The 23009-nt window shown below is 76.5% G+C and carries 17 protein-coding genes; 10 read left to right on the top strand and 7 right to left on the bottom strand.

All coding sequences use genetic code 11. The features are described 5' to 3' along the window. Positions 1-2526 (bottom strand): helicase-related protein (locus K1J50_RS15475; RefSeq protein ID WP_220118663.1); only part of this gene is annotated, 2526 nt, incomplete at its 3' end. 121 nt (positions 2527-2647) lie between these two features. On the opposite strand from K1J50_RS15475, the gene K1J50_RS15470 reads away from it, so the two are divergent. Further along, positions 2648-3826 carry an MFS transporter gene (locus tag K1J50_RS15470; RefSeq protein ID WP_220118662.1) on the top strand — a complete coding sequence of 393 codons (1179 nt, stop codon included), beginning with the start codon at positions 2648-2650 and terminating at the stop codon, positions 3824-3826. A gap of 108 nt (positions 3827-3934) precedes the next feature. Here the strand turns inward: K1J50_RS15470 and acnA are convergent, their stop codons facing one another. After that, a complete protein-coding gene (acnA, locus tag K1J50_RS15465; RefSeq protein ID WP_220118661.1) occupies positions 3935-6634 on the bottom strand; it encodes an aconitate hydratase AcnA in 2700 nt (899 codons plus the stop codon). A 140-nt stretch (positions 6635-6774) separates the two neighbouring features. Between acnA and ccmA the strand changes: the two genes are divergently transcribed. The 4 genes from ccmA (at position 6775) to fdxA (ending at position 9801) form a co-directional block, all read left to right on the top strand. Next, positions 6775-7386 (top strand): heme ABC exporter ATP-binding protein CcmA, encoded by a 612-nt coding sequence (gene ccmA, locus K1J50_RS15460; RefSeq protein WP_220118660.1) that lies wholly within the window; start codon positions 6775-6777, stop codon positions 7384-7386. A 43-nt stretch (positions 7387-7429) separates the two neighbouring features. Further along, positions 7430-8101: a heme exporter protein CcmB gene (ccmB, locus tag K1J50_RS15455; protein ID WP_220118659.1), complete on the top strand. Its 672-nt coding sequence runs from the start codon at positions 7430-7432 to the stop codon at positions 8099-8101. 133 nt (positions 8102-8234) lie between these two features. Then, on the top strand, positions 8235-9224 hold the full coding sequence (locus K1J50_RS15450) for an LLM class flavin-dependent oxidoreductase (protein WP_220118658.1): 990 nt from the start codon (positions 8235-8237) through the stop codon (positions 9222-9224). Between the two features lie 244 nt (positions 9225-9468). Continuing rightward, positions 9469-9801, top strand: coding sequence for a ferredoxin FdxA (fdxA, locus tag K1J50_RS15445; protein ID WP_220118665.1), 333 nt, complete (start codon positions 9469-9471; stop codon positions 9799-9801). Between the two features lie 187 nt (positions 9802-9988). On the opposite strand, the gene K1J50_RS15440 is transcribed toward fdxA, so the two are convergent. Next, complete coding sequence (locus tag K1J50_RS15440) at positions 9989-10879, bottom strand: hypothetical protein (RefSeq protein WP_220118666.1); 891 nt, start codon at positions 10877-10879, stop codon at positions 9989-9991. A 94-nt stretch (positions 10880-10973) separates the two neighbouring features. Between K1J50_RS15440 and K1J50_RS15435 the strand changes: the two genes are divergently transcribed. Then, complete coding sequence (locus K1J50_RS15435; RefSeq protein ID WP_369413622.1) at positions 10974-11612, top strand: CarD family transcriptional regulator; 639 nt, start codon at positions 10974-10976, stop codon at positions 11610-11612. Between the two features lie 35 nt (positions 11613-11647). Here K1J50_RS15435 and K1J50_RS15430 read toward each other — a convergent pair whose 3' ends face one another. The 4 genes from K1J50_RS15430 to K1J50_RS15415 form a co-directional block, all read right to left on the bottom strand. Continuing rightward, positions 11648-12562 (bottom strand): cation diffusion facilitator family transporter, encoded by a 915-nt coding sequence (locus K1J50_RS15430; protein WP_220118657.1) that lies wholly within the window; start codon positions 12560-12562, stop codon positions 11648-11650. A 161-nt stretch (positions 12563-12723) separates the two neighbouring features. Then, positions 12724-13518 (bottom strand): Bax inhibitor-1/YccA family protein, encoded by a 795-nt coding sequence (locus K1J50_RS15425; protein WP_220118656.1) that lies wholly within the window; start codon positions 13516-13518, stop codon positions 12724-12726. 291 nt (positions 13519-13809) lie between these two features. Then, complete coding sequence (locus tag K1J50_RS15420; protein ID WP_220118655.1) at positions 13810-16329, bottom strand: ABC transporter permease; 2520 nt, start codon at positions 16327-16329, stop codon at positions 13810-13812. Continuing rightward, positions 16326-17141 carry an ABC transporter ATP-binding protein gene (locus tag K1J50_RS15415; protein WP_220118654.1) on the bottom strand — a complete coding sequence of 272 codons (816 nt, stop codon included), beginning with the start codon at positions 17139-17141 and terminating at the stop codon, positions 16326-16328. The genes K1J50_RS15420 and K1J50_RS15415 overlap by 4 nt, the downstream gene beginning before the upstream one ends. Positions 17142-17160: 19 nt before the next feature. On the opposite strand from K1J50_RS15415, the gene K1J50_RS15410 reads away from it, so the two are divergent. The 4 genes from K1J50_RS15410 to K1J50_RS15395 all read left to right on the top strand — a co-directional run bounded on the left by K1J50_RS15410 (position 17161) and on the right by K1J50_RS15395 (position 22093). Continuing rightward, positions 17161-17862 carry an arylesterase gene (locus tag K1J50_RS15410; protein WP_255575337.1) on the top strand — a complete coding sequence of 234 codons (702 nt, stop codon included), beginning with the start codon at positions 17161-17163 and terminating at the stop codon, positions 17860-17862. Between the two features lie 181 nt (positions 17863-18043). Further along, positions 18044-18580: an RNA 2',3'-cyclic phosphodiesterase gene (thpR, locus tag K1J50_RS15405; RefSeq protein WP_220118652.1), complete on the top strand. Its 537-nt coding sequence runs from the start codon at positions 18044-18046 to the stop codon at positions 18578-18580. 129 nt (positions 18581-18709) lie between these two features. Further along, positions 18710-21013, top strand: a complete 2304-nt coding sequence (locus K1J50_RS15400) for a hybrid sensor histidine kinase/response regulator (protein ID WP_220118651.1) — start codon at positions 18710-18712, stop codon at positions 21011-21013. Between the two features lie 504 nt (positions 21014-21517). Then, on the top strand, positions 21518-22093 hold the full coding sequence (locus K1J50_RS15395; protein ID WP_220118650.1) for a hypothetical protein: 576 nt from the start codon (positions 21518-21520) through the stop codon (positions 22091-22093). Positions 22094-23009 lie beyond the last annotated feature (916 nt).

Below are 23009 nucleotides of genomic sequence, written 5' to 3'. Positions count from 1 at the left end.
CGCCGGCTGGCCGCGCCCGTGCGCCGGGGGCCGCGGCAGATGGCCGACGCGCGGCGGCGTCGGCGGGCCGTAATGCCCCTCCGGCAGCTCGCCTCCCGGCAGCAGCCGGAAGCCCAGCGCCTCCAGCACCGCCGGCAGCAGCTCCGCCTTCACGCCGAGCCGGCTTGCGAGGTCGGGCGGCAGCATCGCCGGGGCACGGCGCGTGAGATAGCCGAGCTCCGCCGCCACCCGCTCCGCCACGTCGAGGCGCAGCAGCACGGGGCCGGCGGGCATCCAGCCCAGTACCGCGTCGTAGCCCCGCGGCCAGGCGGCGACGAGCGCGGTCGGGCTGCCCGGCGGCGGCGCGCCCTCGGCCGGCGGGGCGGCGATCGAAACCAGGCCGGGCGGCGGCAGCGGCGGCGTCTCGATCCCCTGGGACAGCGCCCAGAGCTGCCCGCGCAGCGCCATCGCCCGCGGCCGCAGCGCCTCCGGCAGGTAGAGCGCGAAGCGGCCGGCCCGCACGCCGATCGCCTTGAGGCGCGGGCGCAGCTCCGGCGGCACCAGCCCCTCGGTCGCGCCGGGCACCAGGCCGAGCGATTCGCGCAGGCGGAAGGCCGGGCCGCGCAGCGCGCCGTCCTCCTCCGCCTTCTTCTCCACCGCCTCGAGCGTGCCGAGCTCCCGCCTGATCAGCCCCTCGAGCCAGGCGGCGATGCGGGCGCGGATGCGCTCGCGCTGGGTGCCGTCGAGGAACTCCGAGGGCAGCACCTCGACCTGCGGCTTCAGCGGCTCCGGCCCCGGCCGGAGCCGCGCCACCGGGGCGGTGTCGCCGAGGCCGGGCGGGGCGTTGAGCGCCGGGCTGTAGGTCCAGGTGACGGTGTGGTCGGGCCGCAGGCCGAAGGCGTGGTCCTTCGACTGCTCGAGGGCGGTGACGCGGCGCGGGATCTCGTCGCGCAGCGCGCGGCGGGCGGCGCGCAGCACGACGCGCTTCTCGTCCTCGTCGCCGCTGCCGAGCGCGGGCTCGAACTCGAAGCCGCGCACATGGCCGACGGCGTGGCCTTCCACCACCACCTCGCCGCGGCGGGTGACGGCGGAGAGCAGCTCCTCCTCCGTCTCGTCGAGGCGGCGCATCAGGTGGGCGGCGCGGCGGTCCACGAAGCGCGCGGTCAGCGCCTCGTGCAGCGCGTCCGACAGCGCGTCCTCGACCCGCCGCGCCTCGGCCTGGAAATGCGCCGCATCCGGCACCCAGTCGGCGCGCGAGGCGATGTAGGTCCACACCCGGATCGAGGCGAGCCGCGCCATCAGCGTGTCGAGGTCGCCGTCGGTGCGGTCGAGCTGGGCGATCTGGTTCGCCACCCAGTCCCTGGGCAGCCGGCCCTCGAGCGCGAGATGCCCGAACACCCGCCCGCACAGCGCGGTGTGGCTGTCGTCGGCGAGCTTGCGGTAGTCCGGGATCTGGCACGCCTCCCACAGCAGGCGCACGCGCTCGCGCCCCTTGGCGAGGTCGCGCACCACCGGATCGCGGGCGAGGGCGGAGAGGACGAGGAAGTCGGTGGCGTCGTTGCCGCGCGTCAGGCCCGGCTGCGGCGGCAGGGCGATCAGGCTGGCGAGCAGGGGATCGAGGCCGGAGAAGTCGAGATCGGAGTTGCGCCAGGCGAGCGCGGTCAGCGGCTCGAAGCTGTGCCGCTCGATCTTGTCCGCCACGTCGTCGGGCAGGGCCGGGCAGTCGGCGGTGGTGCCGAAGGTGCCGTCGCGCATGCCGCGCCCGGCGCGGCCGGCGATCTGCGCCAGCTCCTGCGGGGTGAGCTGGCGGTTCTGCCGCCCGTCGAACTTGACGAGCGAGGCGAAGGCCACATGGTCCACGTCCATGTTCAGGCCCATGCCGATCGCGTCGGTCGCGACCAGGAAGTCCACCTCGCGGTTCTGGTACAGCGCGACCTGGGCGTTGCGGGTGCGCGGGCTGAGGCGGCCCATCACCACCGCGCAGCCGCCGCGGCGGCGCCGGATCGCCTCCGCGATCGCGTAGACCTCGCCGGCCGAGAAGGCGACCACGGCCGAGCGCGGCGGCAGGCGCGTCAGCTTCGCCGGCCCGGCGTAGGTGAGCTGCGAGAGGCGCGGGCGGGTCTCGATCTCCGCCTGCGGGACGAGGCGGCGCATCAGGGGCGCGATGGTCTCGGCGCCGAGGAACATCGTCTCGACCAGGCCGCGCGCGTGCAGCAGCCGGTCGGTGAAGACGTGGCCGCGGTCGGGATCGGCGCAGAGCTGGATCTCGTCCACCGCGAGGAACTCGACCTGCCGGTCGAGCGGCATCGCCTCGACGGTGCAGGAGAACCAGCGCGCACCGGGCGGGACGATCTTCTCCTCGCCGGTGATCAGCGCGACGTGGCGCTCGCCCTTCGCCGCCACCATGCGGTCGTAGTTCTCGCGCGCGAGCAGGCGCAGCGGGAAGCCGATGACGCCGGAGGCGTGGGCGAGCAGACGCGTGATGGCGAGATGCGTCTTGCCCGTGTTGGTCGGGCCGAGGACGGCGCGGACCCGTGGTTGGAACATGCGCGGGCGTGGTCCGTGGGGGGCGGAGGCGCATTGTCTGACGTGGCGCGCGGGGTTTTGCAACCGCGCGCCGCCTCCGGCAGGCTCGGGGCGCCCGCCGCCGCCGCGCCGTTCCGCCCCCGTGAGATCCACCGCCGCCCGCTTCGCCGCCCTGTATGCCGCGCAGTTCTTCGGCGTGGGCGTGATGCTGCCCTTCCTGCCGCCGGTGCTGGCGGAGGCGGGCCTCGCGGCCGCCGAGGTGGCCGCGGTGCTGGCGGCCGGGGCGGCGGTGCGGCTGGTGGCGGGGCCGCTCGGCGGACGCGCGGCGGACGCGCTGGGGGAGGCGCGGGCGGTGCTGGCCGCGGGTGCGGCCGCGGCGGCCGTTGCCGCCTGCGGCTTCGGCCTGGCGGGCGGCTTCGTGGCGCTGCTGCTGGTGGGCGTCGCGCACAGCGCGGCCGTCGCCCCGGTCATTCCGCTGACCGACTCGCTGGCGCTCGCCGCCGCGCGGCGCGAGGGCGCCCGGTTCGACTACGGGCGGGTCCGCGCGGCGGGGTCGCTGAGCTTCATCCTCGCGTCGGCGCTGGCCGGAGGGGTGGCGGAGCGCCTCGGGCTGGTCGCGGTGGTGTGGCTGTACGCGGCGGCGCTCGCCGCCACCGCGCTGCTCGCGGCGCGGCTGCCGGCGCCGGCGGCGGGCCCGGCGCCGCGCCTGCGGGATGCGGGCGGCGGCTTCCGCGCCGCGCTGCGCCTGCCGGCGTTCCGGCTGCTGCTGGCGCTCTCCGCGCTGATCCAGGGCAGCCACGCGCTCTATTACGGCTTCGGCTCGATCCACTGGGCGGCGGCGGGGCATTCGGCGACGGCGATCGGCCTGCTCTGGGCCGAGGGGGTGGCGGCGGAGGTGGTGCTGTTCCTGTGGGGGCGGCGGCTTGCGGACCGCCTGGGGCCGGTCGGGCTGTCGCTGCTCGCCGCCGGGGCGGGCGCGCTGCGCTGGGCGGTGACGGCGGAGACGACGGCGCTGCCCGCGCTCGCCGCGGCGCAGCTCCTGCATGCCGCGACCTTCGGCGCGCAGCACCTCGCCGCGATGCGCGTGCTGATGCGCGTGGTGCCGCCGCCGCTCGCGGCCACCGCGCAGACGCTGCACGCGAGCCTCGGTGTCGGGCTGGCGAGCGGGGCGCTGACGCTGGCGAGCGGGCCGCTCTACGCGGCGTTCGGCGGAGCGGCGTTCTGGGCCATGGCGGGGCTGTGCGCGGCGGCGGTGCCGGCGGCGTGGCGGCTCAGGGCCGTCCTCGGCGCGGGCCCTGCCCCCCTCTCCGCCGCGCCGTGACCCCGGGCTCCGCACGGGAGGCCGTGGAGTCCCGCGGGGCCCTCCGCCGGCGCGCGAAGGGGCGCGGCCCCCGCGGGCCGCGCCCCCGGAACCGGCAGCGCCGCGCGCTCAGGCCGCCTTCGCCATCCCGCGCAGCACGTAGTGCAGGATGCCGCCGTTCTTGTAGTACTCGACCTCGTCCGCAGTATCCACGCGGCAGAGCACCTCGGTGCGGTGCGTGCTGCCGTCGGGGCGGTGGATCACCAGCTCCAGCATCATCCGCGGCCTGAGGTTCTCGATCCCGAGCACGTCGATCACCTCCTCGCCGGTGATGCCGAGGCTCCTGCGGTCCTCGCCCGGCTTGAAGGTCAGCGGCAGCACGCCCATCCCGACCAGGTTCGAGCGGTGGATGCGCTCGAAGCTCTCGACGATCACCGCCTTGACGCCGAGCAGGAAGGTCCCCTTCGCCGCCCAGTCGCGCGAGGAGCCGGTGCCGTACTCCTTGCCGGCGATCACCACCAGCGGCACGCCCTCGCGCTTGTAGCGCATCGCCGCGTCGTAGATCGGCATCACCTCGCCCGACGGCAGGTGCCTAGTGTAGCCGCCCTCCACGCCCGGCACCATCTCGTTGCGGATGCGGATGTTGGCGAAGGTGCCCCGCATCATGACTTCATGGTTGCCGCGGCGCGCGCCGTAGCTGTTGAAGTCGGCCTGCCGCACCTGGTGCTGCAGCAGGTACTCGCCCGCCGGCGAGTTCCGCCGGATCGAGCCCGCCGGCGAGATGTGGTCGGTGGTGATCGAATCGCCGAGCACGGCGAGCACCCGCGCGCCGCGGATCGACTCGACCGGCTTCGGCTCCAGCGTCATCCCCTCGAAGTAGGGCGGGTTCTGCACGTAGGTGGAGCCCGCGTTCCAGCGGTAGGTGTCGCTCTCCGCCGCGACGCTGATCGCCTGCCACTGCGGCGGGCCCTTGAACACGTCGGCGTAGCGCTTCTGGAACATCTCGCGCGTCAGCACGGAGCGGACGGTGTCGTTCACCTCCCGCTGCGACGGCCAGACGTCCTTGAGGAACACCGGCTGCCCGTCGCGGCCGGTGCCGAGCGGCTCCCGCGTCAGGTCCCTGGTCACCGTCCCCGCCAGCGCGTAGGCGACGACGAGCGGCGGCGAGGCGAGGTAGTTCGCGCGCACGTTGGGATGCACGCGCCCCTCGAAGTTGCGGTTGCCGGAGAGCACGGCGGCGGCGACCAGCTTGTTGTTCTCGATCGCCTCGACGATCGGCTCGGGCAGCGGCCCGGAGTTGCCGATGCAGGTCGTGCAGCCGTAGCCCACGGTGTTGTAGCCGATCGCGTCGAGCTCCTTCTGCAGCCCGGCGGCCTCGAGGTAGTCGGTCACCACCTGGCTGCCCGGGGCGAGCGAGGTCTTGACCCAGGGCTTGGGGCGGAGGCCCTTCTCGTTCGCCTTCTTCGCCAGCAGCCCCGCGGCGACCAGCACGCTCGGGTTGGAGGTGTTGGTGCAGGAGGTGATGGCGGCGATCACCACGTCGCCATGGCCGAGGTCGTAGTTCGTCCCCGCGACCGGCACCCGCTTGCCGGCCTCGTCGCCCGGCACGCCCATCGTCCCGGCGGCGAGGTCCTTGGCGAAGGAGGCGGCGACGCTGCCGAGCGCCACCCGGTCCTGCGGCCGCTTCGGCCCGGCGAGCGAGGGCTCGACGGTGGCGAGGTCGAGCTCCAGCACGTCGGTGAACACCGGATCGGGCGCCCCGGACTCGCGCCACAGGCCCTGCGCCTTGGCGTAGGCCTCGACCAGGCGCACCCGGTGCTCCTCGCGCCCGGTCAGGCGCAGGTAGTCGAGCGTGACCCGGTCCACGGGGAAGAAGCCGCAGGTCGCGCCGTATTCGGGCGCCATGTTGCCGATCGTCGCCCGGTCGGCGAGGGGGAGGTCGTCGAGCCCGCTGCCGAAGAACTCCACGAACTTCCCGACCACGCCCTTCCTGCGCAGCATCTGCGTCACGGTGAGCACGAGGTCGGTCGCGGTGACGCCCTCGCGCAGCTTCCCGGTCAGGCGGAAGCCGATCACGTCCGGGATCAGCATGGCGATCGGCTGGCCGAGCATCGCCGCCTCGGCCTCGATGCCGCCGACGCCCCAGCCGAGCACGCCGAGGCCGTTGACCATCGTCGTGTGGCTGTCGGTGCCGTAGCAGGAATCCGGGTAGGCGTAGCTCACGCCGCCCTCCTGCGCGGTCCAGACCACCTGGGCGAGGAACTCGAGGTTCACCTGGTGGCAGATGCCGGTCCCCGGCGGCACGACGCGGAAATTGGCGAAGGCGCTCTGGCCCCAGCGCAGGAACTCGTAGCGCTCCCGGTTGCGCTCGAACTCGAGCTCGACGTTGCGCTGCAGCGCGTCCGGCCGCCCGCTGACGTCCACCATCACCGAGTGGTCGATGACGAGGTCCACCGGCACCAGCGGGTTGACCCGGCGCGGGTCGCCGCCGAGCTTGATGATGCCGTCGCGCATCGCGGCGAGGTCCACGACCGCGGGCACGCCGGTGAAGTCCTGCATCAGGATGCGCGCCGGGCGGAACGGCACCTCCTTCTCGGAATGCGCGCCGTTCAGCCACTCGGCGATGGCGCGGGCGTCGTCCACGGTGTAGGAGCGCCCGTCCTCGAAGCGCAGCACGTTCTCGAGCAGCACCTTGAGGCTGTGCGGCAGGCGGGAGAGGTCCGCGCCGAGCGCGCGCCCCGCCTCGGGCAGGCTGAAGTAGTGGTATTCCTTGCCGTCCACCGTCAGGGTGCGGCGGGTCTTCAGGCTGTCCTGCCCGATCATCCGCATGGTCGGAAAACCTCGCTGGTCGGTCGTCGGTCGCGCTGCGCGCCCCCTACGGGACGCGGGGCCCGCGGGTTAAAGCATGGCGCGGCGGGGCGGTCCATCGGCGGGCGGGCCGGCACCGGGGGCCGGAAGGGGGAGGGCGGATGCTGGAGGCGCGGGAGCTGGCCTGCGTGCGGGGCGAGCGGGGGGCGGTCTTCGCCGGCCTCTCCTTCCGCCTGGAGGCGGGCGGCGCGCTGCTCGTCACCGGCCCGAACGGCGCCGGGAAGTCCACCCTGCTGCGCGTGCTCGCCGGGCTGCTGCCGGCCGCCGCGGGCCAGGTGCTGTGGCGGGGCGAGGACATCGCCGCCGACCGCGCCGCGCATGCGCGCAGGCTGCGCTACGTCGGCCACCAGGACGGGCTCAAGCCGGGGCTCACGGTGCGCGAGAACCTCGCCTTCTACGCCCGCCTCTGGGGCGGCGGGACGGCGCCGGCGCTCGAGGCGATGGGCCTTGCCCCGCTCGCCGGGCTGCCGGCGCGGATGCTCTCGGCCGGGCAGCGCCGGCGGCTCGCCCTGGCGCGGCTCGCGCTCGGCGCGCCGCCGGGGGCCGGCGGCGCCGCGCTGTGGCTGCTCGACGAGCCGACCACGGGCCTCGATGCCGCCTCCGTCGCCCGGCTGGCGCGGCTGCTCGAGCGGCATCGCGCGCAGGGCGGGCTGGTGGTGGCGGCGACGCACCTGCCGCTGCCGCTGCCCGATGCCGCGGAGCTGCGGCTGTGACGCCGCCGGCGGCGGCCATCGGCGGCGCGCCGGGGAGAGGCGCATGACGGGCGCCCCCGCCGCCTTCCGCGCGATCCTCGCGCGCGAGCTGCGCCTCGCCCTGCGCCATCCCGCCGACACGCTGGCGGCGGTGCTGTTCTTCGTCCTCGTCTGCGCCCTCTTTCCCTTCGGGGTCGGGCCGGCGCCGGAGACGCTCGCCCGCCTCGCCCCGGGGGCGCTGCTCGCGGCCGCGCTGCTCGCCGCGCTGCTGCCGCTCGACCGGCTGTTCGGCGCCGATGCCGAGGACGGCTCGCTCGACCAGCTGCTGCTGAGCGGCCTGCCGCCCGCCGGCATCGCCGCGGCGAAGGCGCTCGGGCACTGGCTGACCACGGGGCTGCCGCTGCTCGCCGCGACGCCGGCCGCGGCGGCGCTGCTCGCCCTGCCCGGCGCGGCCTGGCCGGCCGCCCTCGGGGCGCTCGCCCTGGCGACGGCGATCCTGTCGCTGCTCGGCACCGCCGGCGCCGCGCTCACCCTGGGCGCGCGGCACGGCGGCGTGCTGCTGCCGCTGCTGGTGCTGCCGCTCGCCATCCCCGCCGTGATCTTCGGCGCCGCGGCGATCGAGGCGGCCGCCGCGGCGCTCTCCCCGACCCCCTTCCTGCTGCTGCTCGGCGCCGGGCTGTCGCTCGCCGCCCCGCTCGCGCCGCTCGCGGCGGGGGCGGCGCTGCGGGCGGAGTGAGGGCGGGGCGGCCCGCCGGCCGCGCGCGCCCCGGGCCCGTCCCCGCGCGCCGGCCGATGAGCGGCGCCCGCGCGGCGGCGCGGGTGCGCCGCGGGCCCCGGGGCGCGCCGGCCGCGCGGCGGAGGGAGACGCGATGAAGCTCGGCCTGTTCCTCAACACCCAGTTCCCCGAGGGCGACGTCCTCGCCGCCCGCCTGCCCGAACTCGCCGAGCAGGTGCGCACCGCGCGGCAGTCCGGCTTCGCCTCGCTCTGGCTCCCCGACCACTACCTGATCGGTCCGGTGCAGATGCCGCAGCCGGTGCCGCTGCTCGCCTGGCTGCTGCGCGAGGCGGAGGGCATGACGGTGGGGTGCAACATCCGCATCCTGCCCCTGCTCAACCCGGTCCAGGTGGCGGAGGAGGCGGCGACCCTCGACCTGCTCTCGGGCGGGCGCTACGTGCTCGGCGTCGGCCTCGGCTACCGCGCGGCGGAGTTCACCGCCTTCGGCGTGCCGCTGCGCGAGCGCGCCCCGCGCTTCGCCGAGAGCGTCGGCCTGATCCGCCGCCTGTTCGCCGAGGAGCGGGTGACCCACCGCGGCCGCTTCTACACGGTGGAGGAGGCGAGCCTCAGCGCCCGGCCGGTGCAGACCGGCGGCCCGCCGATCTACGTCGCCGCCATGGCCGAGCCCGCGGTGCGGCGGGCGGCCCGGCTCGGCGACGCCTGGCTGATCGTCAACACCATCACGCTCGCCACCGCCGCCGAGCAGGTGCGGATCTACCGCGAGGAGCTGGCGGCGGCGGGCCGCACCCCGCGCGAACGGCCGCTGACCCGCGAGTGCTACATCGGCACCTCGCACGCCACCGCCTTCGAGGAGTGCCGCGCCGCGCTGCACTACAAATACAGCGCCTACGCCGCCTGGGGGGTGGGACGGCAGGCGAACGACGAGCGGAGCTTCGGCATGCCCTTCGAGCAGTTCGTGCGCGACCGCTTCCTGATCGGCGACAAGGCGTCGGTGCGGGAGGAGATCGCGCGCTACCGCGAGGCGCTCGGCGTGGACCACTTCATCCTGCGCGTCCACTGGCCCGGCCTGCCGCAGGAGCGGGCCCTGCACACCATCCGCGCCCTGGGCGAGATCTTCGCCTGATCCGCGCCGCGCCGCCGGCGCCCGGCGCACGTGCGCGCGCGCACGCGCGAGGCGCCCCGCGGGGGTGCGCCCCGGCCCCGCGCCGGCGACGCCTTGCCAGCGGAGCGGCCCCGGTCCATTTCTCGCGGGCGCCCGCTTCCGTGCGGCGGCCATCGCCGCATGGGCCGCGGCCGCGCCGTCTGGCGCCAAGCCGTGCCGCGCCGTCCGCCCATGGGAAATGGCGCCCGCAGGAGATTCCGGGACCGTGACCTACGTCGTCATCGAGAATTGCATCAAGTGCAAGTACATGGATTGCGTCGAGGTGTGTCCCGTCGACTGCTTCTATGCCGGCGAGAACATGCTCGTGATCCATCCGGACGAGTGCATTGATTGCGGAGTGTGCGAGCCGGAGTGCCCCGCCGAGGCGATCGTTCCGGACAGCGACGAGCGGGCCGCCGAGTGGCTGGAGATCAACCGCACCTACGCCGCGCAGTGGCCGAACATCACGCGCAAGGGCGAGCCGCCGCCCGATGCCGACGAGTGGAACGGCAAGCCGGGCAAGAAGGCGCTGTTCAGCCCCAATCCGGCGACCGGATGACCGCAGGGGGCGGGGGCGGCGGGGCGGCCTCGCCGCGCGCTGGGTCGCATGGCGGGCGCGATCCTGCGGTCTCCGTACCGGCCGGAGACTCGCCTCGGGCGGTGAGGGCCGGGGGGTGACGGCCGCTCCATTTTCTGCTATTATTTAAATAATATGGCATTCTCCCGCCGAGCGGGAGGCGCCATGGTCATGTGCCCAGCGAACGGCGAGGCGAGGAGGAGGAAGCCCCAGCGAACGGGCTGAACAGGTGCCCGGGCGGCGCTGCAAGGCGGCCACACCGGTCCCAGGGGGCAAGGCATCGCGAGGCGGAGGGTAAGGAGAGGGCCGCACGCGTGCCGTGGGCGCCGGATGCCGGTTGCGGGCGCGGTCGCCCGGCCGCGGGATTGGCGCGCTGCGCGCAGTGCGGAGGAGATGGCTCGCTCATGAAGGCATCCGCCCGGGCGAAGAACGACAACACCAACCCCAGGAAACGGCCGACAGGCGGGCCCGTGGATGCGGAGGGCAGGAGCGCCCTAACGAAGGGACGGTCTGCGAAGCCCATCGCGGCGTTGCGGTCGGCGGTGAAGGTGCGCCAGCGCGCCGCGGCCGGCGCGGCGCGCGATTCCGGGGGCGCCGCGGCGGCCGGCAAGCCGCGCGCCGACCTCTCCGCCGCGCTGAAATCCCGGCCTGCGGCCGCCACGACCGCGAAGCGCCGGGCGGGAGGGGCGCCGGCCACCAAGACGATCAGGAATACCAAGCCGAAGCCAGTGCCCAAGACGACGAAGACGACACGGCCGACGAAGCGCGCGGCGCCGCCCTCTCGTGGGGCGGCGGCCCGGCCGGCGCGGAAGGCCCAGACCAAGCCCGCGGCCAGGACCGCGACCAAGACGGCGGCGAAACTGTCGGCGAAGGTGCAGGCGAAGGCCCCGGCGAAGCCGGCGGCCAAGCCCGCCCCGGCCGTCCCCCGAGCGGCGCGCGCCGCGGGCACGAAGCCGGCCGGCGGCGGTCCCGTCGCCCGTGGGATCGGCGTGGCCCCGCCGGCTGCCAGCGCCGGGCCGGAAATGGTCCCCGGGGCAGCCCTGACCGCGCCGTCCGTCACCGCGCCCTCCGTGGCGGCGCCTGCCCCCGCCCCCGCCCCCGCTTCCGCCCCGGCCCGACGGCCGGCCGAGACGCCCGCCCCGGCGCGACCGGCTGTGCCAACCGCCGCGGTGCCGCCGCAGGAGGCCGCCGGCGCCCCGTCGAGCGCGCCCGCTCCGCCGGGGCCAGCCGCGGGCGGCGTTGGGGCGGCGGGGGCGGTCGCCGCCCCGCCCCCCAGGCCGACGCAGCCGCAGCCGGCCAAGGCGGTCGAGGAATTCAAGCCGGGCGACCACGTCGTCTATCCGACCCACGGCGTCGGCACGGTGCAGGGCATCGAGACCGTCGAGGCCGCCGGCATGACGCTGCGCATGATCGTGGTGACCTTCGACGAGAACCGGATGACGCTGAAGGTCCCGGTCGAGAAGGCCGCCTCCGCCGGCCTGCGCAAGCTCGCCTCGCCCGAGGCGATGAACGAGGCGCTGGAGACGCTCCGCGGCCGCGCGCGGGTCAAGCGCACCATGTGGTCGCGCCGCGCGCAGGAGTACGAGGCGAAGATCAACTCCGGCGACCCGGTCGCGATCGCCGAGGTCGTGCGCGACCTGCACCGCAACGCCGGCCAGCCGGACCAGTCCTTCAGCGAGCGGCAGATCTACGAGCAGGCGCTGGATCGCCTCGCCGCCGAGCTCGCCGCGATCGACCGGACGGACAAGGCCACCGCGGCGGAGAAGCTGCAGAGGTACCTGAAGGCGGGCTGAGCGGCGGGACGCCGCGCCGTCGGCCCCGCCGGGCGCTACACCACCTCGCGCGGGGCCAGGGCGCAGGGATGGGCGGCGTCGCCACGCTCCACCTGGAGCGTGGCATGCCCGATGCCGAAGCGCGCGCGCAGGCCCCGGGCCGCCTCGGCCAGGAAGGCGTCGTCCGGCGGGCCGGCCGCCGGGCAGACGAGATGGGCCGTCAGCGCCGTCTCGGTCGTGCTCATCGCCCATATGTGCAGGTCATGCACCGAGGCGACGCCGGGCAGCGCGGCCAGCCACGCCTCCACCTCGGCCGGGTCGATGCCGCGCGGCACGGCGTCCATCGCGAGGTTCATGGACTCCCGCAGCAGCGACCAGGTCCCGGCCAGGATCGCGGCCGCGATCGCCAGCGCCACCGCCGGGTCGAGCCAGGCCCAGCCGGTCGCGCCGATCAGCAGCGCGGTGGCGATCACCCCGAGCGTCACGCCGGCGTCGGCGACCATGTGCAGGAAGGCGCCGCGACGGTTCAGGTCGTGCTGTCGGCCTCGCAGGAAGAGCAGCGCGGTCCCGCCGTTGACCACGACGCCCGCCGCCGCCACCCAGAGCATAGGACCGGTCGCCACCGGCGCGGGGTCGCGCAGCCGCCCGATCGCCTCGAGCCCGATGGCGCCGACGGCGACCAGCAGCAGCATCGCGTTCGCCAGCGCCGCAAGGATGGAGGCGCGCCGCCAGCCATAGCTGCGGCGCGGGGTCGGCGCGCGCCGCGCCAGCCGGGCCGCGGCCCAGGCAAGCGCCAGGCCGAGCACGTCGGAAAGGTTGTGTCCCGCATCGGCGAGCAGCGTCAGCGAACCGGCCCACAGCCCGGCGGCCGCCTCGACGAGCACGTAGCCGAGGTTCAGCCCGATGCCGAGGGCGAAGCCGTGCTCCGACGGCGAGGCGTGACGATGGCCGTGGTCGTCGCCATGGGGCATGGGTCTGGCTGCCGCTCATCCTCCGGCGGCGGCAGGCCGGCCGCGGGCTCGGGCCGCGACCGGCGCCGCACGCTCCGGAAACAGGCAGGGCCCCGGGACACGGTCCCGGGGCCCCTTATGGCTTCCGCAGGCTCCGGCCGAAGGGCCGGAACCGGCCAGGGTCATTCGCTGTTCTGCCGCACGCCGAGGAACTGCAGCAGGAAGGTGAACAGGTTGATGAAGTTCAGGTAGAGCGCGAGCGCGTCGTACACGCTGCGCTTCGCCGCCCCGTCCAGGCCCTCGGCATAGGCGAACTCGAGGTAGTCGGCCTTGATGCGCTGCGTGTCGTAGGCCGTGAGGCCGACGAACACGAGCACGCCGATCACGCTGATCGCGAAGTGCAGCCCCGGCGAGGCCAGGAACATGTTGACCAGCATCGCGAGGATGAGGCCGATCAGCCCCATCATCAGGAAGCTGCCCATCCGCGTCAGGTCGGCCTTGGTGGTGTAGCCGTAGAGGCTCACCCCCGCGAACATGCCGGCGGTGATGAAGAAGGTGCTGGCGATCGACTCGCCCGTGTAGCGCAGGAAGATGTTGCTGAGGCTCGCCCCCATCGCGGCGGCGAACAGCCAGAACAGCGTCTGCGCCGCGGTCTTCGACAGCCGGTTGATGCCGAAGCTCAGCACCAGCACGAAGGCCAGCGGCGAGAGCATCGCGGCCCAGCCGAGCAGCGTCGGCGAGACGGCGACACCGCGCGGCGTGACCACGCGCTGCCAGAACAGCGCCTGGAGCTCGGGGCTGCTGGCGATCAGCAGCGCCACGATGCCGGTCAGCGCCAGCCCCGAGGCCATCCAGTTGTAGACCCGGAGCATGTACGCCCGGAGACCGGCATCCACGGCGGCCGCATCGGCGGTCGCCACGCGGCCCCAGCCTGCCGTTGCACCCGTCTGGTACCGATAGTCGGGACGAAGGGCCATAGGTCCTGAAACTCCTCCCAGGGGGGATCCCCGCAGGGCAGATATATGGAGAAAAGTTCATCCGGTTCAATCGGATTCCCGCGCGCCCGGCGGATGCCGGGGCATTGCCCGTCTCCCCATCCCTGCACCCGGGCGACGGCGCGCCTCGGCACGCCCCCGCGCCTGCAATCTAGGGAGGGCCCCTGCGGCTTGCATCGGCGGCCGCCGGCGCACGCCCCGCCGCCCCCTCCGCGGCGGTCCGTGCCGCCGCTGTCGCCGCGGCGGCCGGCACGCGCCGCGCCGTGCGCCCGGTCACTCGTTGCGGAGCCACGGGGCCGGCCGGGCGCGCAGGGCGAGCGCGGTGCCGGCATGGCCGAAAACGAGCGTCAGCACCACGCAGCCCGCCACCGTCGCGGCCAGGGTGCCGGGCAGGAACACCCACTCCGCCCGCATCAGGAACGTCACCACGGCCCAGGAAGCGGCGGCGCCGGCGAGCGCCGCCAGCACCCCCGCGGCCAGGCCGAGCAGCCCGAACTCCACCAGGAAGGCGGCGCGGATCTGCGCCCGGGTCGCGCCGACCGTCTTGAGCACCACGGCATCGCGCACCCGCCGGCGCTGCCCTGCCGCCACCGCCCCGGCCAGCACCAGGGCCCCGGCCAGCAGCGTGATCGAGCCGGTCGCCCTCAGCGCCAGGCCGATCCGGCCGAGCAGCTCCGCCACCGCCTCCAGCGCGTCGCGCACGCGGATGCCGGAGACGTTGGGAAAGGCGTCGGTGATGGCGCGCAGCACCGCGTCCTCGGTTGCCGCGGCGCCGCGCACCGTGGCGATGTGGGTGTGGGGCGCCGCCTCCAGCAGCCCGGGCGAGGCGACCAGGGCGTAGTTGATGCCGAGCGTCCGGTACTCCACGTCGCGCAGGCTCGCGATGCGCAGCGGGACGTCGCGGCCGAGCACGTTCACCGTGATCGTGTCCCCCACGCCGACACCCCAGCCGCGCGCCAGGCTGGCGTCGAGGGAGACGAGCGGCGGGCCGCGGTAGTCCTCCGGCCACCACTGCCCGGCGACGAGGCGCGTGCCCTCCGGCGGACGGGCGGCGTAGGTCAGGCCGCGGTCGCCGCGCAGCGCCCAGGCGGTGTCCTCGCTGGCCTGGACCTGCTCGGCCGGAACGCCGTTCACCGCGACGATGCGGGCGCGCAGGTTCGGGACGCGCTGCACCTCCGCCACGCCGGGCTGGGCGGCGGCCAGCGCGTCGAAGCGCGCCGCCTGGTCGGGCTGGATGTCGATGAAGAAGAAATTGGGCGCCGATCCGGGCAATTGCTCCGCGATCTGGCGGCGCAGATTGCCCTCGATCAGCGCGATCGCGGCGAGCGTCGTCAGGCCCGCGCCGAGCGAGACCAGCACCAGCGGCGTCGGCGCGCCGGGCCGGTGCAGGTTGGCAAGGCCGAGGCGCAACGCCGGCCGGCGCAGGTGCCGCGCCCGCCGCGCCGCCGCCATCAGCGCCCAGGCGCCGAGCCGGAACAGCAGCAGCGTCGCCGCCGCCGCGAGGCAGAACCAGAGGGCGAGGCGCCGGTTCTCGGCCGTCGCCACCACCAGCGCGGCCAGCGCCAGGGCGGCGCAGGCGACCGCCGCGGCGACCGCGGCCCCGGGCCAGCGCCCTGCCGGCGCGACCACGTCGCGGAACAGCGCCGCTCCGGGGATCCGCTGCGCCCGTCCGAGCGGCCAGAGCGCGAAGGCGAGCGCGGCGAGCAGGCCGTAGAGCGCGGCCAGGGCGAGCGGCCCGGGGTAGAGGCCGAGCCGCGGCGGCACCGGCAGGACGCCCGCGAGCAGCTGCGCCGCCAGCCCGCTGAGCGCCACGCCGGCGGCCAGCCCGATCGCGATCCCGAGCCCCGCCAGCGCCAGCACCTGCGCGAGGCAGGCCGCGAAGATCGCCCCTGCCGGCGCGCCGAGGCAGCGCAGCGTGGCGATGCTGCGCGCCCGCTGGTCGAGCCAGGCGCGCACCCCCGTCGCCACGCCGATCCCGCCGACCAGCAGCGCGGTCAGCCCGGCGAGCGTCAGGAAGGAGGCCGCCCGGTCCACGAACCGGTTCACGCCCGGCGCCGCGGCGTCCGCGGTGCGCACCCGCCAGCCGCCGTCGGGGAAGGCGGCGCGCAGCGCCTGCACGAAGGCCGCCCGGTCGGCCGCGGGCGGCAGGCGCAGGCGGTAGGCGTAGCGAAGCTGGCTGCCCGGCTGGACCAGCCGCGTCGCCGCCAGCGTCTCGAGGGCGATCAGCGCGCGCGGGCCGAACAGGGCGGGCCCCGCCACACGGTCCGGCTCCTGCGCGACCACGCCGCGCAGGACGAGGGTGGCCTCGCCGATCCGCACCCGGTCGCCGGGCCCAAGGCCGCCGAGGCGCTCCGCCACCGCGGCTTCCACCGCCACCTCGCCGGGACCCGGCGGCGGACCGGGCGGGTCGAGCCGCAGGGCGCCGTAGAGGGGATAGGCGGAATCCACCGCCTTCAGCGCGACCAGCGCGCGTGCGCCGGAGCCGGGCGCGATCGCCATGGCGCGCATCTCCACCACCTCGGAGACGGCGGCGCCGCGGGCGCGGAGCCAGTCGCGCGCCGCCTCCGGGATCGGGCGGTGGCTGACGGCGATCTCGACATCGCCGCCGAGGAGGCGCGCGCCGTCGGCGGCGAGCCCCGCCTCGGTCGCGGCGCGCAGCGTGCCGACCGCGGCGATGGCCGCGACGCCGAGCGCGAGGCAGGCGAGCACGAGCCGCAGGCCCCGCGCGCCGCCGCGCAGCTCGCGGCGGGCGAGGCGCAGGGCGAGGACGAGGGCGGCGGCGCCGCGCCTCATGCCGCCGGGACCGCCGCGCCGGCGGCGGACGCCGCCGCGTCGCCGCCGTCGTCGGCGACGATCCGCCCGTCCTCCATGTGCACCCGCCGCGCGCAGCAGGCGGCGAGCGCCGGATCGTGCGTGACCAGCAGCAGCGTGGTGCCGAGGCGCGCGCGCAGGTCGAACAGCAGCGCCATCACCTGCGCGCCCGTGGCGCGGTCGAGATTGCCCGTCGGCTCGTCCGCCAGGAGCAGGCGCGGCCCGGCGACCACGGCGCGCGCCAGCGCCACGCGCTGTTGCTCGCCGCCCGAGAGCTGTCCCGGATAATGCCCGAGCCGGTGCCCGAGCCCGACCGCGGCCAGGGCCGCCTCGGCGCGGGCGAAGGCGTCCCGCCGCCCGGCGAATTCCAGCGGCACGGCGACGTTCTCCAGCGCCGTCATGGTCGGGATCAGGTGGAAGGCCTGGAAGACGATGCCGACGTGGTCGCGGCGGAACCGCGCCAGCGCGTCCTCGTCCATCGCCGCGAGGTCGTGGCCCGCGACGCGCAGCCTGCCGCCCGTGGGCCGCTCCAGCCCGGCCAGCAGCATCAGGAGGGAGGTCTTGCCCGAACCCGACGGCCCGACGATGCCCACCGCCTCTCCCGGCGCGATCCGGAGGTCCACCCCGCGCAGGATGTTGACCGGACCGGAGGCGGTGGGGACGGTGAAGGCGAGCCCCGCGGCCTCGACCAGCGGCGGGGGCGCCGCGCCCGGACCGGAAGGGCCGGCGGCGGCCCCGGCGGGCGGGGGGCGCAACGGGGCGGCGGAGCGGCTCTCCGGAACGGGGGCGTCCATGGCGGCGGGGATTGCGGGAATGAGCACAGGATATGGCCGCCGGGCGGCGCTGCGCCACCTGGGCGCCGGTTGCGGATTGTTGCTGGCGCGGGCGGGGGCGGCCCGCACCCTGGGGACGGCGGCCGGGGACGGGGAGGAGGTCCGGCTGCTGATGCTGGGCGATTCGCTCACCGCCGGCTACGGCCTGCCCGCGGCGCAATCCCTGCCGGCGCGGCTCGAGGCGGCGCTGCGCGCCCGCGGCCGGGCGGTGCGGGTGGTCAATGCCGGCGTCTCCGGCGACACCGCGGCGGGCGGCCGGGCGCGGCTCGACTGGGCGCTGGCGGCGCTGCCGGAGGACGCCCCGGCGGCGGCGATCGTCGCGCTCGGCGCGAACGACGGGCTGCGCGGGCTGCCGGCCGGGGAGCTCCACGCGAACCTCGCGGCGATCCTCGACGGGCTGGGGCGGCGCGGCGTCCCGGCGCTGCTCGCCGGCATGTACGCTCCCCCCAATCTCGGCCCGGACTACGGGCGCGAATTCGCCGAAGCCTATCGGCGTCTCGCGCGCGAACGGTCCGAGGTGGTCTTCTACCCTTTCCTGCTGGAGGGCGTCGCCGGCGATCCCGCGCTCAACCAGCCGGACGGCATCCACCCCAATCCCCGCGGCGTCGAGGAGATCGTGCGGCGGATGCTGCCGGCGGTCGAGACGCTGCTCGATCGCGCCGGGCGGGGCCGCGGGCGGTGACGCGGCCGCGCGCCGCGGCGCGGCGCCACGCGCGGTCCGGCGGCCGGCGCCGCCTCCCAGCCGGGGCGGCGGTTGACCGGGAGCGGGCGCGGAGGCACCACGGCGGGGGCGCCGCGGCACGGGCTCTTCTCCGCTCCGGGCGCGACAGGGCCGTCGGCACGATTGCGGGGAGCATCCGGTCATGCGGCTGTTCGTGGGGCTCGCCCTGCCGGAGGCGGTCCGGACGCAGCTTGCCGGCCTGGCCGGAGGCATCCCCGGCGCGCGCTGGGTGCCGCCGGAGAACTACCACCTGACGCTGCGCTTCATCGGCGAGGTCGAATCCTGGCGCGCGCAGGAGATCGACGACGCGCTCTCCGCAATCCGCGCGCGGCCGCTGGAGCTTCGGCTGCGCGGCATCGGAACCTTCGAGAAGGCGGGGCGGGTGCAGACGCTTTGGGTCGGCGTGGAGAAGACCGAGGGCCTGATCCACCTGCAGGGCAAGGTCGAGACCGCACTGCAGCGGGTGGGACTGGAGCCGGAGCGGCGCCGCTTCTCCCCGCACGTGACGCTGGCGCGCTGCGAGAAGGTGACGGCGGCGGAGAAGCTCGCTGCCTTCGTGCAAGGCAACAACCTGTTCCGCGCGGCACCGGTGGTGGTGGACCGGTTCTGCCTGTTCTCCTCGCGGTTGGGGAAGGAACAGGCGGTCTATGCGATCGAGGCCGAATACGCCCTGGGGTGAGCGATCCCCTGCACCGGACCCGCGGGTTCGCCGTGCGCCCGCGGTCCGGCACGGAACCGCCTTGATTGCGGCTCCCTCTCGCGCGTGCGATGCTTGGCGCCGCGCATCCGCACAGGGGGAGGTGAGGCGATGCGTCAGTCGGTGCGTGCCCCTCTGGAGCCGGCGCCGCGGCCCGCCTTTCCGTTGCGCCTGCTGCTCCTGGCCGCCCTGCTGGTTCCGGCCCTCGCCTTCGCCGTCGCGGCGTGGCGGGAGCATGTCCGCCTGCACGACGAGGCGGCCGGATCGGTGGACCGCACCGCCGCCATCGCGCAGGAGCACGCCCTCAAGGTCATCGAGACCAACACCCTCGTCCTCGACCGCATCGAGGACAGCATCCGGGGCCTCGGCTGGGAGGAGATCGCCGCCCGCGAGCGGGAGATCCACGAGGCCCTGCAGGCGCTCGAGGCGCACATCGAGCAGATCAGCGCCCTCCACCTGATCCGTCCCGACGGCCGGCTCGCCGCCATCAGCGTCGCCTATCCCGCACCGGCGGTGGATCTGAGCGAACGCGCGTACTTCCAGCGCCACATGGCCGGCGAACGGGGGCTGCTGTTCGGCGAGCCGATCATCGGGCGAAGCACCGGCCGGCCAAGCTTCACCATGAGCCGCGCCCGCACCGCGCCCGACGGGCGGTTCGACGGCGTCGTGCTCGGTTCGGTCATGCCGGCGTACTTCGAGCGCTACTGGACCACGCTCGTGGCGGGAGCGGACGCGCATTTCGGCCTGGTGCGCGCGGACGGCATGCTGCTCGCGCGGCTGCCGCCGCCGCCCGCGCTCGCGACGCGCCTGCCGCCGGACGCCGCGCTGATGCGCGCCATCGCGGATGGGCGCGAGCGCGGCGTCGTCGTCGCCGACCCGGCGCTCGACGGCGGCCGCCGGCTGGTGGGGTTCCGCCGGGTCGGCGAGCATCCGCTCTACGTCTTCCATGCGCTTTCGCTCGAGGCGGTGCGCGCCGCCTGGCTGCGGCACGTGGCCCTCAGCGGCGCGCTGGCCCTGCTGGCCGCGCTGGTGCTCGGCGCCGCGACGCTGCTGGCGGCGCGGCGGTGGCAGGCGGAGCAGCGGGCCCTGGCCGAACTGGCCCGCTCCGCCGCCGAGCTGCGCGCCGAGATCGCCCGCCGCGAGGCCGCCGAGGAGGAGCTGCGCGCGGCGCAGCGGCTGGAGGCGGTGGGCCGGCTCACCGGCGGCGTGGCGCACGACTTCAACAACCTCCTCACCGCCATCCTGGGCAGCCTGCAGCTGCTCGAGCGCCATCTGGAGCGCCAGATGCCGGAGGCCGCGGTCCCCGGCCCCGGCGGCGAATCCCAGCCGCTGCTCGATGCCCGCACGCGCCGCCTGCTCGCCACCGCCCGCGACGCGGTCGAGCGCGGCAGCCGCCTGACCGCGAGCCTGCTCGCCTTCTCCCGCCGCCAGGCGCTGCGCGCCGAACCGCTCGACGCCAATGCGCTGATCGGGGCCATGCTGCCGCTGCTGCGCCGCGCCCTCGGCGAGGCGGTGGAGCTTCGCCTCGAGCTCGGCGCCGGCCTGCCGCGCTGCATGGCGGATGCGGCGCAGCTCGAGGCGGCGCTGCTCAACCTCGTCATCAACGCCCGCGACGCCCTGCCGCCCGAGGGCGGGCTGGTCACGCTCCGCACCTTCCGCGCCCTCCCGGCCGCCCGGCCCGGCGAGGGCCAGATCGGGATCGCCGTCAGCGACACCGGCGCCGGCATGTCGCCCGAGGCGCGCGCGCGCGCCTTCGAGCCCTTCTTCACCACCAAGCCGGTCGGCAAGGGCACCGGCCTGGGGCTGAGCCAGGTCTATGGCGTGGTCCGCCAGCTCGGTGGCGACGTGACGATCGACAGCGCCCCGGGCCAGGGCACGACCGTCCTCCTGCGCCTGCCGGAAGCCGACGCTGCGGACGCGCCGGCGGTCCCCGACCCGCCGGCTGCGCCGACGCCGGCCGGCGCCTCCGCCGAGGGCCTGGCTGCCCCCGGCATGCGGAGCGTGCTGGTGGTCGAGGACGACCCCGCGGTCCGCGAGATGGCGGCCGAGACCTTCCGCGAGGCCGGCTGGCAGGTGCGCGAGGCGCCCGACGGACGCGCGGCGCTCGCCCTGCTCGAGGGCGGCGCGGCGCTCGACCTCCTGTTCACGGATGTCGTGATGCCGGGCGGCCTCTCCGGCGTCGAGCTGGCGGAGGCGGCGCGACGCCTGCGCCCCGCGCTCGCCGTGCTCCTCGCCTCGGGCTATGTCGGCGAGGCGACGGCCCGGGAGGAGGACGCCGGCGCCGCCGCCTTCCCCCTCCTCGGCAAGCCTTACGACCGCGCCGCGCTGCTCGCCGCTGCGGCTGCCGTCTTCGGCACGCAGGCGGCCGCCCCGGCCGCCGGTGCCGCGAGCGCCCGCGCCGACGCGGCCGCCTGATCCGGCGCCGGCCGCTCCCGTCGCCGGCGGGCGGCGGCCGGCGCCTCTCCTGCCATCCCCCGCCGCGGCCACGACGCACGCGACTCCGGGCGCGCTGCAGCGTTGCAGGCGTGCAGCGGCCCGGTGCCGAGCGCGGGAGGGGGCCTGCCGCTCGGCTGCGGCCGGCCTCGCTCCCTGGGAGCCGGAGGGCGAGGCGGAGGCCGGGGAGGGGAGGTCTGCCAGCGATGGATCAGGACGAGCGCAGCGCGACGATCCCATCCTCCGATCCGCAGGCGGGCACGGGGGAGGCGCCGGACCGGCGGAATGGCGCCGGGGCGCGCGCGGGGCGGCTCCCGGCGCGGCCGCGGCGCGACGGGTGGGCTGCCGCCCTGCGGGGGAGCCGGCGCGCCGGGGGGCGCGCCGCGGCCGATCATGGCCGGCGCCGCCTGGCGCGCCGCGCCGTGCTCGCCGGCGCGGAGGCGCCGATCCCGGCGGTCCCGGCCCCGTCCCGGCCGCCTTCCGGTGATGCGGCGTCCCAGGCCGGAAACGCGGCGCTCGGACTCCTCGGCCCGGGGGGACGCCCGCGGGACCGCGACGCTGCCTGGCGCCGACCTCGCGGCGGCAGGCGCGCCGGAACTGAGCGCCGAGCTGGCGCGGCTGCGCGCGGCGGTCGCCGCGGAGCGCGCGCGGCTCGCGGCACTGGAGCGCCAGCGCGCGGCGCTGCTCGCCAGCACCGAGACACTGCGGCGCGAAGCGGCGCCCGCCGCGGCCGCCGCCCGGCGCGCGGAGGGTGCGCTGGCCGCCGCGGAGCCGAACGCGCTGCGGATCTTCGTGCACTATCGCGCCGGCTCGCCCCTGGCCGAACACGCCGCGGCCGAGCTTGCGGCGGCACTGCACGAGGCGGGCCTCGAGGTGGCCGGGTTCCGTCCGGCCGCGGCGGTGCCCGCGGTGCGCCCGGTGCGCTACTACCATGCCGACGACGCGCCCATCGCTGCCGGGCTTGCGGCCCAGCTCGGCCGCGGCTGGGTGGCGCAGGACTTCCACGGCCTCCCCGCCGCTCCTCCGGCGCGGACGCTGGAGATCTGGGTGCCGGAGCGGTAGGGCCGACCGCGGACGGCCCTATCGTTGCTGGCGCGGATCGCGTTGCTGGTGTGGCGGCGCCTGGCGGGGCGGCGCGGCGGCGGGCGCGGAGGGCGGCGGCGCAGCCAGGCGCGGCGGTGCGGGCGGCGGGCTGCGCGGCGGCGGAGCGGCGAGGTGGGGCGGGGGCGGCGGCTGTGGCCTGGGCGCGAAGCCTTCCCGGCCGCCGCCGCTTGGCGCGGGCGGTGGCATGGGCCTGGCCGCTCCACCGCCGGGAGGAGGCCATGGCGCGGCGTCCCTGCCGGGCGGCGGCCGCGATGCCGGAACGGAGGGCGGCGGCGCGAAGCCTCCGCCCCCTCCCGGGAACGGCCGACCGATTCCGCCTGTCGCCGTGCCAGGCACGGTTCTCGGGGCGGGCATGGGAGGTCCGGGAGCGGCCGTGAAGGCGCCGCCGTCCGCGCCCTCGCGGCGCGGCATCGCGGCGCGGGGCTCCGGTCCCCACAGCGGCGGGCCGGGCGCCGCCCGGGGCGCGAAGGCGCGTCCGTCCGCGGAAGGCGGGCGCCCGGCGGCGCCGGCCGCTCCGCCCGGCGGAAGCACTGCCGGAGGTGCGGCGGAGGCGGGGCCTCCACCACCGGGGGCGACGCCCGGGGTCGCGCCGCCGAGCCTCGCCCGGCCGCCGGGATCCGCGGGGACTGGCCAAGCGCCGCTCCCCGGAACGTCGCCGAAGCCGGCGGCACCGCCGGGCCGGGCGGCGGGGCCGCCTGCCTCCGGCGCGGCGGGCTTGAAGGCGCCCGGCAGCGGGCCGGCGCCACGCCGATCGAATCCCGCCGGAGGAACGCCGCCCGGTGCGGGCGGCTCGCGCAGGCCCTGCGGCTGCCCGGGCCGGAACGGCGCCGCCACGCCGGACCCGCCCGCGGCCCGGCCGGGGCCGGTCCCCGGC

Origin of the sequence: Caldovatus aquaticus, assembly GCF_019458025.1 — a bacterium.
GTDB lineage: Bacteria > Pseudomonadota > Alphaproteobacteria > Acetobacterales > Acetobacteraceae > Caldovatus > Caldovatus aquaticus.
The sequence above is the reverse complement of the archived record's forward strand: the minus strand, read 5'-3'. Positions and strand labels throughout refer to the sequence as shown.